Consider the following 13,710-nt stretch of genomic DNA (forward strand, 5'->3'; position numbering starts at 1 on the left):
CGTTAGGTTCGCAAGGACGACAGCGCGCACCCCGCCGTGCAGCATGATCCGGGTCACTTCCCACCACAACGGAGAGGCGGGATCGCCGTGCGCCTGCGCAGCGCGCTGTCCGTGGTCGCTTCCCTGCTGCTCGTGCTGCTGGTGCCACCGCTGGTGAGCACCGGCTCCGGCGACGAGACCGAGCAGCAGATCCGCGGCCTGCGAATGCTGGTGCCGAACTCGCCGGGCGGCGGCTACGACATCACCGCCCGCACCGCCGTGAAGGCGATGGAGGACGCGAATCTCAACGGCAACGTCGAGGTGTTCAACCTGCCCGGCGCGGGTGGCACCGTCGGTCTCGGCCGCGTCGTCGGCGAGCGGGGCAACGGCAAGCTCGCCATGTCCATGGGCCTCGGCGTCGTCGGCAGCGTCTACACCAACCACTCGCCGGTGTCCCTGCAGGACACCACGCCGGTCGCGAAGCTCGTCGAAGAACCCGAAGTGGTCGTCGTCGCGAAGGATTCGCCGTACCGCACGTTCGACCAGCTCGTTTCGGACTGGAAGCGCGATCCCGGGCAGACGCCCGTCGGCGGCGGTTCCTCGCCCGGGGGCCCCGACCACCTGGCGCCGATGCTCATCGCCAAGGCCATCGGGCTCAGCCCGAAGCAGGTCAACTACGTGCCGTTCGACGGTGGCGGTGAGCTGCTGGCCTCGGTGCTCGGCGGCAAGGTCGACTTCGGCGTCTCCGGCATCGGCGAGTACCGGGACCAGATCGAGGCCGGGGAGCTGCGGGTGCTCGCGGTGACCGGCCCGGACCGGCTGCCCGGGGTGGACGCGCCGACGCTGCGCGAAGCCGGGCTGGACGTGCTGTTCACCAACTGGCGCGGCATCGTCGCGCCGCCCGATCTGTCCGAAGTGGACCGCGCGAAGCTCGTCGGCCTGTTCACCAGGCTCAACGACTCCCCGGAGTGGCAGGAGGCGATGCGCCGCAACGGGTGGACGCCCGCGTTCCAGCCGGGCCCGGAGTTCGGCGGGTTCCTGGAGCAGGAGAACGACCGCGTCGTCTCGGTGCTGGAGGAGTTGGGGCTGGCATGAACACCACCGGAACCTCCCGCAGGCAGTGGCTCAAGGACCACTCCGAACTCGGCATCTGCGTGCTGCTGGCCGCGCTCGGCGTCGTCGTGCTCGTCGACGCCGCCACCATCGCCACCGACTTCACCCAGCGCGGCCCGATCGGCCCGAAGACGGTGCCGTTCCTCGTCGGCGGGCTGCTGCTCGTCGTGGCCGCGCTGCTGGCCCGCGACGTGCTCCGCGGCGGGCGCGGCTCGGCGGAGACGGGCGAGGACGTCGACCTGGACGCGCCCAGCGACTGGCGGACCGTGCTGCTGCTGACCGCCGCGTTCCTCGCCAACGCCGTGCTGATCAACATCATCGGATTCCCGTTGTCCGGGATGATCCTGTTCTGGGGCTCGGCGTACGCGCTGGGCAGCCGGAACCCGGTGCGCGACCCGCTGATCTCCGCGGTGCTCTCCGTCGCCACCTACGTCGTGTTCGACCAGCTGCTCGGGGTGCCCCTGCCGGGCGGACCGCTGATGGGGGTGCTGTGAAGTGGAATCCTCGTTCGACCTGCTGATGCAGGGGTTCGCGACCGCGCTGACCCCGATGAACCTGGTGTGGGCCGCGCTCGGCGTGCTGCTGGGCACCGCGATCGGCGTGCTGCCCGGCATCGGGCCGGCGATGGCGGTGGCGCTGCTGCTGCCCGTCACCTACGCGCTGGAACCGACCGGAGCGTTCATCATGTTCGCCGGCATCTACTTCGGCGGCATGTTCGGCGGCTCCACCACCTCCATCCTGCTGAACACGCCGGGGGAGAGCGCCGCCGTCGTCGCCGCGATGGAAGGCAACCCGATGGCCCGCAAGGGCCGCGGATCGCAGGCGCTGGCCGCCGCCGCCATCGGGCACTTCATCGGCGCGCTCATCGGCATCACGCTGCTCACCCTGCTCGCGCCCACGGTCGCCTCGGCGGCGGTGAACATCGGGGCGCCGGACTACCTGGCGGTGATGGTGCTCGCGTTCATCGCGGTCACCTCGGTGCTCGGCAACTCCCGCATCCGCGGGTTCGCCTCGCTGCTGATCGGGCTCACCATCGGGCTGATCGGGCTGGACGAGATGACCGGGCAGCAGCGGCTCACCTTCGGGCTGCTGTCGCTGGCCGACGGCATCGACGTGGTCATCGTCGCCGTCGGGCTGTTCGCCATCGGCGAGTCGCTGTGGGTGGCCGCGCACCTGCGCCACACCTCCGGCAAACCGATCCCGGTGGGGCGGCCGTGGCTCGGCAAGGAGGACCTGCGGCGCTCCTGGAAGCCGTGGCTGCGCGGGCCGCTGATCGGCTTCCCGTTCGGCGCGATCCCCGCCGGCGGCGCCGAGATCCCCACCTTCCTGTCCTACGTCACCGAGAAGCGGTTGTCCCGCAACAGGCACGAGTTCGGCAAGGGCGCCATCGAGGGCGTCGCCGGTCCGGAGGCCACCGCCAGCGCCTCCGCCGCCGGGACCATGGTCTCGATGCTCACCCTCGGCCTGCCCACCACGGCCGTCGCCGCGGTCATGCTCGCCGCGTTCCAGCAGTACGGCATCCAGCCGGGTCCGCTGCTGTTCCAGCGCGAATCGGACCTGGTGTGGGCGCTGATCGCGAGCATGTTCATCGGCTCGGTGCTGCTGCTGGTGCTGAACCTGCCGCTGGCACCGGTGTGGGCGAAGCTGCTGCAGATCCCGCGGCCCTACCTGTACGCGGGCATCCTGTTCTTCGCCAGCATCGGCGCGTACGCCGTCGGCGGGTCCTCGCTGGACCTGCTGGTGCTGTTCATCATCGGGCTCATCGGGTTCGCGATGCGCCGCTACGGGTTGCCGGTGCTGCCCGCGATCATCGCGGTGATCCTGGGGCCGACGGCCGAGCAGCAGATGCGGCGCGCGTTGCAGATCAGTGACGGTCAGGTCACCGGTCTGATCAACACCCCGTTCTCCATCGCGGTCTACACCGTGGTCGTGCTGATCCTGGTGTGGCCGCTGCTCGCCCGCCTCCTGCCCCGCCGCCGAGCGGCTGAGCAGGACGGCGAGCGGGAGGAGGAGCGAGCGGAGGTCTGACGCCCCCCGAACGACCTCCGCTCCCGGACGGAGGTCCGCGCCGCACCCCCGGCCGCGCGGACCTCCGTCACCCGCCCCCGAATGATCACCGGACGAACTACACTCCGGCGGGTGGCCGAATACCGGATCGACGACCTGGCCCGCGCCGCGGGAACGACGGTGCGCAACGTGCGGGTCTACCAGGACCGGGAGCTGCTGCCCGCGCCGCGCCGCGAAGGGCGGCTGGCGATCTACTCCGACGCGCACCTGGTGCGCCTCCGGATGATCATCAACATGCTGGGGCGCGGCTACGCGTTCGCGCAGATCCGCGAAATGCTGTCGGCGTGGGAATCGGGACGCAGCCTCGCCGAGGTGCTCGGCCTCGAAGAGGTCATGGGGGAGTCCTGGGCGGAGCAGTCGCCGCGGGTCTACTCGTTGTCGCAGCTGCGCGAGATGTTCCGCGGCCAGCTCAACCAGCAGAACATCCGCCGCGCCATCGAGCTGAACCTGCTGGAGCGGTGGGGCGCCCGATTCGTCGCCCCCAGCCCGCAGCTGCTCGACGCGGGCAGCGAACTCGTGCGGCTCGGGGTGCCGCTCGCCGAGGTGCTCGAACTCGCCGAGCAGCTGCAGGCCGACGTGGACCACGTGTCCGAGTCGCTGGTGTCGCTGGTGCGCACGCACGTCCTCGAACCGGCCGACACGGCCTGGGACGACGCCGAGGTGGCGCGCTACACCGAGGTGGTGCGGCGGCTGCGGCCGCTGGCGATGTCCGCGCTGAACGCCGCCGCCGCGCGCTCCGCGGAACGCGTCATCCCCGACATCCTCGGCGACCGGCTGGTCGCCCTGCTCAGGGACCAGGAGAACCCCGGCGAAGCGGGGTGATCCTCGGGGCGTCGTGCGCTGCGGGGCAGCACGGCCTCGCGCACCGGTGCACCCGCGCGGCCGGCCGTGCCGTCGTCCTGCCGGTGGCGGAGCCGCCCGATCGACCGGCACCATCGCGGCTGCTCAGCGGTTCCCCCGCGAGGCCGCGGTGCTCACCGGTGGCTCTCCGCCACCGGTGAGCACGATCCCGCCGCGGGGGGACCCGCTGACTGCCTGTCTCGCTGTTGCTGCCGCGTAGTGCTCGGGTGGCGGAACCTCAGCGGCTTCCTCGCTGCGGGATCGATGTCCGCTGTGCGTCCGGCACACGGCGACATCGCCGTCCTCGCGAGGAAGCCGCTGAGAACCCGCGGCGGTGCGGGCCGGCGGCGTGGTCGTCGGCTCAGCGGCTTCGCCGCTGACGGGAAACCGACAAGACCCGTCGGGCCGGTTCAGCAGTGAAGTCCCGCCACCGGCTCCGACCCGCACCTGGCGCGGAGGGGCGGTCCGCTCAGCGGTTGTTGAAGCCTGCGCGGCGCAGCGCGTCCGCCATGGCGCCGCCGGCCGGGGCCGAGTCGCGCTTGCGCTGGCCGCCGCCCTTACCGCCACCGCCGCCGCGGCCGTTGCCGCCGTTCTTGCCGCCACCGCCACCGGGACGACCGCCGCGGCGCTCGCCGGAGCCCTGGCCGCCGGAGCCCTGGCCGCGCTCGGCGCCGACCTCGTCGTCCAGCCGCAGCGTCAGCGAGATCCGCTTCCGCGGGACGTCCACGTCGAGGACCTTCACCTTCACCACGTCGCCGGACTTCACCACGTCGTGCGGGTCGTTGACGAAGTTCTTCGACATCGCCGACACGTGCACCAGGCCGTCCTGGTGCACCCCGACGTCCACGAACGCGCCGAACGCGGCCACGTTCGTCACGACGCCCTCCAGCCGCATCCCCGGTTGCAGGTCGCCGATCTTCTCCACGCCGTCGGCGAAGGTCGCCGTCTGGAATGTGGGACGCGGGTCGCGGCCCGGCTTCTCCAGCTCGGAGAGGATGTCGGTGACGGTCGGCAGCCCCACCGAGTCGTCGACGAAGTCGGTGGGCTTGATGCCGCGCAGCACCCGCTCGTTGCCGATCACCGCGCCCAGCTCCGCCCCGGTCGCCTCCAGGATGCGCCGCACCACCGGGTAGGACTCGGGGTGCACGCTGGAGGAGTCGAGCGGGTCGTCGCCATCCGGGATGCGCAGGAAGCCCGCGCACTGCTCGAACGCCTTCGGCCCCAGCCGCGCCACGTCCTTGAGCCCCTTGCGGGAGCGGAACGGCCCGTTGCCGTCCCGGTGCGCCACGATGTTCTCGGCGAGGCCCTCACCGATGCCGGACACCCGGGTCAGCAGCGGCACCGAGGCGGTGTTGACGTCCACGCCCACCGCGTTCACGCAGTCCTCCACCACCGCGTCCAGCGAGCGGGACAGCTTCGTCTCGGTGATGTCGTGCTGGTACTGGCCGACGCCGATCGACTTCGGGTCGATCTTCACGAGCTCGGCAAGCGGGTCCTGCAACCGGCGCGCGATGGACACCGCGCCGCGCAGCGAGACGTCCAGCTCCGGCAGCTCCCGGGACGCGTAGGCGGAGGCCGAGTACACCGAGGCGCCCGCCTCGGACACCGAGATCTTCGTCAGGCCCAGGTCCGGCTGCCGCTTGATCAGGTCGGCGGCGAGCCGGTCCGTCTCGCGGGACGCGGTGCCGTTGCCGATGGCGATCAGGTCCACGCCGTGCGCGCGGGCCAGCTTCTCCAACGAGGCCAGCGCCTGGTCCCAGCGCTGCTGCGGCTGGTGCGGGTAGATGGTGTCGGTGGCCACCAGCTTGCCGGTGCCGTCGACCACGGCGACCTTCACCCCGGTGCGGAAGCCCGGGTCCAGGCCCATCGTGGCGCGGGTGCCCGCCGGGGCGGCCAGCAGCAGGTCCCGCAGGTTCGCCGCGAACACCCGCACCGCCTCGTCCTCGGCGGCCTGCCGCAGCCGCAGCCGCAGGTCGATGCCCAGGTGGGTGAGGATGCGGGTGCGCCACGCCCAGCGGACCACCTCGCCGAGCCAGCGGTCCGCGGGCCTGCCCCGGTCGGCGATCTCGAAGCGCCGCGCGATCTCCCGCTCGTACGGGGTCGGGCCCTCCTGCTCGCTGCCGTCGTCGGGTTCGAGGCCGAGGTCGAGGACCTCCTCCTTCTCCCCGCGGAACAGCGCCAGGATGCGGTGCGAGGGCAGCTGCTCGAACGGCTCGTCGAACTCGAAGTAGTCGGCGAACTTCGCGCCCTCGTCCGCCTTGCCCTCGCGGACCCGCGAGGTCACCCGGCCGCTGGACCACATGCGCTCGCGCAGCTCGCCCACCAGGTCGGCGTCCTCGGAGAAGCGCTCCACGAGGATCGCCCGGGCGCCCTCCAGCGCCGCGCCCGCGTCGGCCACGCCCTTGTCGGCGTCGACGTACTCGGCGGCGCGTTCCCGCGGGTCCTGCCCGGGGTCCGACAGCAGCAGGTCGGCGAGCGGTTCGAGCCCGGCCTCCCGCGCGATCTGGCCCTTGGTGCGCCGCTTCGGCTTGTACGGCAGGTAGATGTCCTCCAAGCGGGCCTTGGAGTCGGCCGCGTTGATGCGGGCCTCCAGCTCGGCGTCGAGCTTGCCCTGCGAGCGGATCGACTCCAGCACCGTGCTGCGCCGCTCCTCCAGCTCGCGCAGGTAGCGCAGCCGTTCTTCCAGGGTGCGCAGCTGCGCGTCGTCGAGCCCGTCGGTGGCCTCCTTGCGGTACCGCGCGACGAACGGCACCGTGGCGCCGCCGTCGAGCAGGCTGACGGCGGCCTCGACCTGCCGCTCCCGCACGCCGATCTCCTCGGCGATCCTCTGATGCACAGCCGTCGTCACGATGTCCCGACACCTCTCCTGATCTCCGCCCAGAACCGTCCGTGCATTCTGCCCGACGTCCCGATCAAGCTCGCCCGGTGCGCGCTTCGGCGTGTCGGCACGGCCCGTGGCCTGCGGTTCCGCACCCGGTGCGGTGGCGCGCGGGGGCCTACGCTCGGTTGCGGGAGGTGGGCACGTGGACGCTGCGGACGTCACGCGCGGCTCGCGGGGACGGCTGCCTCCCGAGACGACGAGCTTCATCGGCAGGCGCCGGGAACTCGCCGAAGCTCGCAGGCAGATGTACTCGGGCCGGCTGCTCACGCTCACCGGCCCGGCCGGGGTCGGCAAGAGCAGGCTGGCGCTGCGCCTCGCGCGCAAGCTGCGCCGCGCCTACCCGGACGGGGTGGTGCTGGTCGCGCTCTCCGACGTGCAGGATCCGGCGCTGCTGCCGCAGACCGTCTCCGCCGCGCTCGGCGGCAGGCCCGGCCCGGGCAACCCCGCCGAGGACCTGGTGTCCCGGCTCCACGGCGAGCGGGTGCTGATCATCCTCGACGACTGCGACCACGTGCTCGGCGCGGCGGCCCGGCTGGCGCGCAGGCTGCTCACCGAGCACGAGGACGTGCACGTGCTGGCCACCAGCAGGCAGGCGCTGGGCGTGGCGGGGGAGCTGGTGCTGCCGGTGGCGCCGCTGTCGCTGCCCGCCGAGGACGATGCGCCCGACCGCGCCTACGGCGACGTGTTCGCCGACGCCGTCAGCCTGTTCATCGACCGGGCCGCCGCCGTCGTGCCCGGGTTCGGCCTCGACGAGGGCAACCGGGACGCGGTGGTGCGGATCTGCCGCAGGCTGGACGGGATGCCGCTGGCCATCGAGCTCGCCGCCGCCCAGCTCGGCGACTCCACGCCCGCGGAGGTGCTGGACCGCCTCGACGACCGGTTCGCGCTGCTCACCAGCGGGGACCAGCCGTCCAGGGACGAGGCGCTGGAGGAGTCCATCGGCTGGAGCTTCGGGCTGTGCACTCCGCGCGAGCAGCTGCTGTGGGCGCGGCTGTCCTGCTTCGTCGGCGAGTGGGACGCGGCCGCCGTCCGCGAGGTGTGCGGCGACGAGCGGCTCACCGCCGCGGACGTCGACGAGTCGCTGGACGTGCTGGTGTCGAAATCGGTGGTGGTGCGCGAGCACGACGAGATGGCGCGCACCGACTACTACCGCATGTTCGACAGCATCCGGGAGTTCGGCCTGGCCCGGCTGCACGCCGACGGGGAGGAGGCCGTCGTCCGCGCCCGGCACGCCGCCTACCTGCACGACCTCGCCGACCGCTACAGCAACGAGGTGTTCGGGCCGCGGCAGCTGGAGTGGATCCACCACATGATCCACCTGCACCCGAACCTGCGGCTGGTCCTGGAGCACGACCTCGCCGACCCGGACCGGGCGCGGGTGGCGGCGGCGACCGCGGCGAAGCTGTGGTCGTTCTGGTTCTCCGGCAACGCGTTGCGGGAGGGCTACGAGTGGCTGTGGAGCTCGGTGGCGGCGGTGCCGGAGCCGGTGGCCGAACGCGCCGACTGCCTGTCCACGGCGGCGTTCCTGGCGTTGAACCTGACCGACCTCGACGCGGCGGAGGCGGCGCTGACCGAGGCGGTCCGGCTCGCCGAGCGGATCGGGGACCGCGGGCTGCAGGCCAGGGTGGACGGGACCCGCGGCATGGCGGTGATGCTCCGCGGGCGGCTGGACGAGGCGGCCTGGTACCTGGAGCGCTCCGCGATCGGCCACACCGCCACCGGGAACCTGTTCGGCTACACCAACGCGATGATCCTGCTGGCCTGCCTCGGGTTCTACCGGCACGACCCGCGCGGGGCCGAGTCGGCGGCCGAGTGCCTGCGGCTGTGCGAGACGTTCGGGGCGCCGTGGACGAAGAGCTACGTGCTGTGGGTGGTGTCCCTGCACCGGTGGCGCGGCGGCGACCCGCGGGAGGCGTCGCTGCTGATCCAGCAGGCGATCCGGTTGCAGCAGCTGGCCCACGACCTGGCCGGGCTCGGCGTCTACCTGGAGGTGCTGTCCTGGTGCGCCGCCGCCGCGGGCCAGCCGCGGCGGGCGGCGCGGCTGATGGGCGCCTCGAAGGCGCTGCGCAAGGCCAACGGCGGCGAGATGGGCGACTCGGTGTACTTCGACGACTACGACGCGGTGGCGATGGCCTGGTCCTGGCAGGTCCTCGGCGAGGAGGAGTTCCGGGCCGCCAGCCGCGAGGGTGCGGAGTGGGAGCTGTCGGAGATGGTCGCCTACGCGCTCGGCGAGAGCGGGTCCCGGCCGGAGTCGGTGCCGTCCGGGGCGAACGCGGGCGCGCTGTCCCCGCGGGAGGTGGAGACGGCGGTGCTGCTCGCGGCCGGGACGCCCGCGGCGGAGATCGCCGAGCGGCTCGGCGTGGAACCCCTCGCCGGGGAGGTGGAGGCCGAGCAGGTGCTGGAGCGGCTCGGCTTCGCCGACCGGGACGAGCTCGCGGCCTGGGTCCGGCGCCGTTCGTCCTAGCCGTCGTCCGTTAGGGTGACGGCGCCCCGCGCGAACCCGCGGCCCCGGACGGCATCGCGCCCCCGGCCCGCCGGTTCCCCCGGAAGTGAGCCACCTCTCCGGCTACCCCGGGAATGTGCACCGCGGGTGACGGATCGGAGGGGTCGCGGTGGCCTGGAGAACCGGAACCAGGTACCTCCCTACGTAGAAACCGCGATGCACGTACACGCTCCGTTCCGGAGTGTGGGTCCACGTGACACCCCCCGATCGACACGAGAACCCCGAGACCCCGACCCCCGAGAACCAGACCCCCGAGACGACGCAGCCCGCTTCGGCGAACAGCAACGCATGGCGGGACACGGCATTGGGCGCCGACCGCGCGGTGCGTTCCGGTGTGGACCGGGTGCGGCCCTACGCCCACCAGGTCTGGCAGAAGATCCTGCCGCTGCTGCGCCGGCTGTGGCTGGCGGTGCTGCCGCTGCTGAGCAAGGCGCGGAACTCCACCGCCGGTCGCCGCGTCGAGGAGACCGTCGGCCCGTGGGCCGACCGCGCCGCCGCCAAGTTCCGCGAGCAGGACCACGGCGGGCAGCACCGCACCTCGCAGCCGCGGCTGCGGGCCATGAAGGCCGGTGCCGGACTGGCCGCGCTGGGCGTGGTGGGCGTCGCGGTGCTCAGCGTGAGCACCGGTTCGCACGACGACGTCCGCACCGCCGCGCACGTGGACGACATCCCCGCGGCGTCCCAGCAGGGCGGGCAGAACTCCGCCGGCCTGTTCGACGAGACCCCCGACGACGACTCCGACTCCGAGGACTCGGGCCCGGTGCCCGGTCCGCCCGCCAAGGGCATCGACGTCTCGAACCACAACGGTTCGGTGGACTGGAAGAAGGTCGCCGCGTCCGGGCAGAACTTCACGTTCGTGCTCGCCACCGACGGCACCGACTTCACCAGCCCGAAGTACGCCGAGCAGTACCACGGTGCGAAGGACGCCGGCCTGCTGGCCGCGCCGTACCACTTCGCCCGCCCCGACGAGTCCGCCGAGGCGCAGGCCGACAAGCTGCTGCAGGTCGCCGACTACCAGAAGGACGGCAAGAGCCTGCCTCCGGTGCTGGACCTGGAGGTCGACCCGTCCGGTGGTGGCTGCTACGGCCTGTCCGTCCCGGAGATGCACAAGTGGACCGACACCTTCACGGACAAGGTGAAGTCCGCGACCGGCAGTGACCCGATCATCTACGCCAACCCGTCGTTCTGGAACGAGTGCATGGGCGGCACCGACAGCTACTCGGACCACCCGCTGTGGCTGGCCTCCTACGGCGTCGACGAGCCGACCGTGCCCCAGGGCTTCAAGGACTGGAACTTCTGGCAGTACACCGAGGACGGCAGCGTCTCCGGCGTGAACGGTTCGGTCGACCAGAACCACTTCCAGGGCAGCGTCGGCGACCTGAAGAAGCTGGCGGGCTGATCCCACGGTGCGGGCCGCACTCCGAGCGGCCCGCACCGCAGTCCCCCACCTGAAGACCCCGGCCGCGCGGCCACCCCGAGAACTCCGCCGCACGGCCACCCGGGACCAGGCCACCTGGAGAGGGAACGGCCTTCCGAAGAACCCGGCGCCGCCCCGAGGCTCCGGACCCCGACCCGGCCCCCGCCCGCATCCCCCGCGGGCGGGGGCCGCCGCACGTCCGGGCCGGGGAAACCCGCCGCACCCGCTCGACGGCCCGGCCCCCGCGCCTCGCGGGCGGCCGGGCCGTCGCAGGACGGGGCCATGTCCTTCCGCGTCACCGCCGCCGACCACACCGGCATCACCGCCGCCGACCTGGACCGCTCGCTGGAGTTCCGATGCGGCCGGCTTCGAGCCGGCCCGCCGCGGGCACCTCACCGGCGAGTTCGCCGCCCAGGTCACCGGCGTGCCGGGCGCGGACATCGACCTGGCGGTGGTCGTCGTCTCCGGCCACCGCATCGAGCTGCTGCAGTACAACGCCCCCGCGGACCGCGCCCGCGTGCGCTCGCGCCCGTGCGACGTGGGCGCGCAGCACCTCGCCTTGCAGGTGGACGACATCGACGCGCTGCTCGCGGCGGCGGCCGAGTCGGGCTGGGAGCCCGCGGGCTCGCCGCAGACGATGGCCGAGGGGCCGCGCGCCGGGACGCGCTTCGCGTACGTGCGGGACCAGGACGGGACCACCGTGGAGCTGATCCAACCGGCGTGAGCGTCCTCACCAGCGGCGACGACCGGGCGCGGGCACCCCGCCGGTAGCCTTCGAGTGACCGGAGGAGGAACCATCCGCTACGACGGCCACATCACCAAGGCTGCCCTGATCGTCAACGCGCAATCGCGGTCCGGAGCACGCGCCTGCTCGCACGCCGAGGACCTGCTGCGCGCGCTGGACGTGCCGCTGCACGCGGTGCACCCCCTGCGGGACGCCTCCCGGCTGGTGGAGGTCGTGGAGGGCGCCGTCGAGGACGGGCACGACCTGATCGTGCTCGGTGGTGGTGACGGCACGGTCAGCTCGGTGGTGGACGTGCTGGCGCACCGCGAGGTGCCGATGGGCCTGCTGCCGCTGGGCACCGCCAACGACTTCGCCCGCACCATGCACATCCCGGCTGACCTGGACGGCGCCTGCCGCACCATCGCGCGCGGCCACGTGGTGGACGTGGACCTGGGGCGCTGCGGCGGGAACTTCTACGTCAACCGGGCCTCGGCGGGACTCGGCGCCGCGGTCGCCCAGCACATGTCGCCGCTGCTGAAGCGCAGGGTGGGTCCGCTGGCGTACCCGGTGGCGACGGCACGGGCGCTGCGCAGGCACCGGCCGTTCGCGGCGACCCTGGAGTTCCCGGACGGCGACCACGAGACGATGCGGCTCGACGGCCTGCTGCAGATCTCGGTGGCCAACGGCCGCTACTTCGGCGGCGGCCAGCTGGCGGCGGCGGACGCGGGCATCGACGACGCGATGCTGGACGTGTCGGTGCTGCGCAACGGCAGTCCGCTGCGGCTGCTGTCGATGGCCCGCGAGCTGCGCACCGGCAGCACGACGGACAGCTCGCTGGTGACGCACGTGCGCACCGGCTCGGTCGTGGTGAACACCGACGAGGAGCTGCCGATCAACGTGGACGGCGAGCTGGTGGCGAACACGCCGCAGCGGTTCTCGGTGGCCCGCAACGCGCTGCACGTGGTGGCTCCGCCGACGTGGACCGACGGCGGCTGAAACCGCTCCCGCATTTTCGAGCATCACCCGAACGCCGCTGTTTCCGTATTTCGCGGAATTCCGATGCGAATGGTTCACGCACCGGAAGACCGTTCCTGAATTCTGGTCGGCGAAATTCAACGGTTTTCCCGTTCCCGCTGGTCCGAGCCTGGTCTGAGCTGGCGTTCTCGGTGCGATTGGGTCATTCGGCAGACGTGTGATTGCGCCGAACGCCGCACCCGGCGGCGCTGATCCGCGTGCCAGAATTCGGCCTCGACCGTGTTCTGCGGCGCCCTCGTGAATTCATCAGTGCGCGGACGGCGCCGCTCTTTCCGGGAGAGGACCGCGCTCGTGCTGCAGACCCGTTGGAAACGCTTCGCGCTGGCAGGCGTGCTGCCGCTGGCCGTGGCGCTGCCGCTGCCCGCTTCCGCCGCGCCGATCGACCTGGGCGGCGCCGACCGCCCGGTGGCCGCGGACGACTCCTACTACGAACCGGCGCTGGGCAAGACCGGCCCGGAGCTGAAGGCCGCGCTCAACGACATCATCAGCACCAACGACCAGCTCACCTACGACGAGGTGTGGGACGCGCTGAAGGTCACCGACCAGGACCCGGCGAACCCGGACAACGTGATCCTGCTGTACTCCGGCCGCTCGCAGGGCAAGGACACCAACGGCGGCGGCGCCGACCAGTGGAACCGGGAGCACACCTGGGCGAAGTCGCACGGCGACTTCGGCACGTCCCCCGGCCCGGGGACCGACGTGCACCACCTGCGCCCCACCGACGTGTCGGTCAACTCGGCGCGCGGCAACAAGGACTTCGACATGGGCGGCAGCCCGGTCGACGAGGCCGAGGGGAACTTCACCGACGACGACTCCTTCGAGCCCCGCGACGAGGTCAAGGGCGACGTCGCCCGCATGATCATGTACATGGCGGTGCGCTACGAAGGCGAGGACGGCGCCCCCGACCTGGAGCTCAACGACCAGGTGGACAACGGCAGCGCGCCCGCGATGGGCCGCCAGTCGGTGCTGCTGGAGTGGAACGCCCAGGACCCGCCGGACGACTTCGAGAGGAACCGCAACGAGGTCATTTTCGACCAGTTCCAGCACAACCGGAACCCGTTCGTCGACCACCCGGAGTGGGCGGCCGACATCTGGGGCTGATCCCGCGCGGCCGGAGGTGGTGAGCTCCGCCTCCGGCCGACCGGATCGGC

General features: G+C 72.4%; 10 protein-coding genes. 9 read left to right on the forward strand and 1 reads right to left on the reverse strand.

The window, feature by feature from the left end:
• Positions 1–87 precede the first annotated feature (87 nt).
• The 4 genes from AC29IT_RS20355 (at position 88) to AC29IT_RS20370 (ending at position 3,981) form a co-directional block, all read left to right on the forward strand.
• On the forward strand, positions 88–1,074 hold the full coding sequence (locus tag AC29IT_RS20355; protein ID WP_488219790.1) for a Bug family tripartite tricarboxylate transporter substrate binding protein: 987 nt from the start codon (positions 88–90) through the stop codon (positions 1,072–1,074).
• Positions 1,071–1,586: a tripartite tricarboxylate transporter TctB family protein gene (locus AC29IT_RS20360; protein ID WP_358439693.1), complete on the forward strand. Its 516-nt coding sequence runs from the start codon at positions 1,071–1,073 to the stop codon at positions 1,584–1,586. The genes AC29IT_RS20355 and AC29IT_RS20360 overlap by 4 nt, the downstream gene beginning before the upstream one ends.
• 25 nt (positions 1,587–1,611) lie before the next feature.
• Positions 1,612–3,120: a tripartite tricarboxylate transporter permease gene (locus AC29IT_RS20365; protein WP_358439840.1), complete on the forward strand. Its 1,509-nt coding sequence runs from the start codon at positions 1,612–1,614 to the stop codon at positions 3,118–3,120.
• Between the two features lie 111 nt (positions 3,121–3,231).
• On the forward strand, positions 3,232–3,981 hold the full coding sequence (locus AC29IT_RS20370) for a MerR family transcriptional regulator (protein ID WP_358439696.1): 750 nt from the start codon (positions 3,232–3,234) through the stop codon (positions 3,979–3,981).
• A gap of 487 nt (positions 3,982–4,468) precedes the next feature.
• Here the strand turns inward: AC29IT_RS20370 and AC29IT_RS20375 are convergent, their stop codons facing one another.
• A complete protein-coding gene (locus AC29IT_RS20375; RefSeq protein WP_488219791.1) occupies positions 4,469–6,847 on the reverse strand; it encodes a Tex family protein in 2,379 nt (792 codons plus the stop codon).
• A gap of 175 nt (positions 6,848–7,022) precedes the next feature.
• Here AC29IT_RS20375 and AC29IT_RS20380 point away from each other — a divergent pair, with 175 nt between their 5' ends.
• The 5 genes from AC29IT_RS20380 (at position 7,023) to AC29IT_RS20400 (ending at position 13,660) form a co-directional block, all read left to right on the forward strand.
• Complete coding sequence (locus AC29IT_RS20380; protein WP_488219792.1) at positions 7,023–9,344, forward strand: ATP-binding protein; 2,322 nt, start codon at positions 7,023–7,025, stop codon at positions 9,342–9,344.
• A gap of 232 nt (positions 9,345–9,576) precedes the next feature.
• Complete coding sequence (locus tag AC29IT_RS20385) at positions 9,577–10,782, forward strand: GH25 family lysozyme (RefSeq protein WP_358439704.1); 1,206 nt, start codon at positions 9,577–9,579, stop codon at positions 10,780–10,782.
• Positions 10,783–10,789: 7 nt separating this feature from the next.
• Positions 10,790–11,524, forward strand: a complete 735-nt coding sequence (locus tag AC29IT_RS20390) for a VOC family protein (protein WP_488219793.1) — start codon at positions 10,790–10,792, stop codon at positions 11,522–11,524.
• 54 nt (positions 11,525–11,578) lie between these two features.
• A complete protein-coding gene (locus AC29IT_RS20395; RefSeq protein WP_488219794.1) occupies positions 11,579–12,520 on the forward strand; it encodes a lipid kinase in 942 nt (313 codons plus the stop codon).
• 333 nt (positions 12,521–12,853) lie between these two features.
• Positions 12,854–13,660, forward strand: a complete 807-nt coding sequence (locus tag AC29IT_RS20400) for an endonuclease I family protein (RefSeq protein WP_488219846.1) — start codon at positions 12,854–12,856, stop codon at positions 13,658–13,660.
• The last annotated feature ends 50 nt before the right edge of the window (positions 13,661–13,710 follow it).

Source organism: Saccharopolyspora sp. MMCC62 (genome assembly GCF_057736575.1).

What these genes read in the sequence shown, in the direction of transcription:
- AC29IT_RS20360 (WP_358439693.1), top strand. Translation starts at nt 1,071, where the DNA reads ATGAACACCACCGGAACCTCCCGCAGGCAGTGGCTCAAGGACCACTCC.
- AC29IT_RS20365 (WP_358439840.1), top strand. Translation starts at nt 1,612, where the DNA reads ATGCAGGGGTTCGCGACCGCGCTGACCCCGATGAACCTGGTGTGGGCC.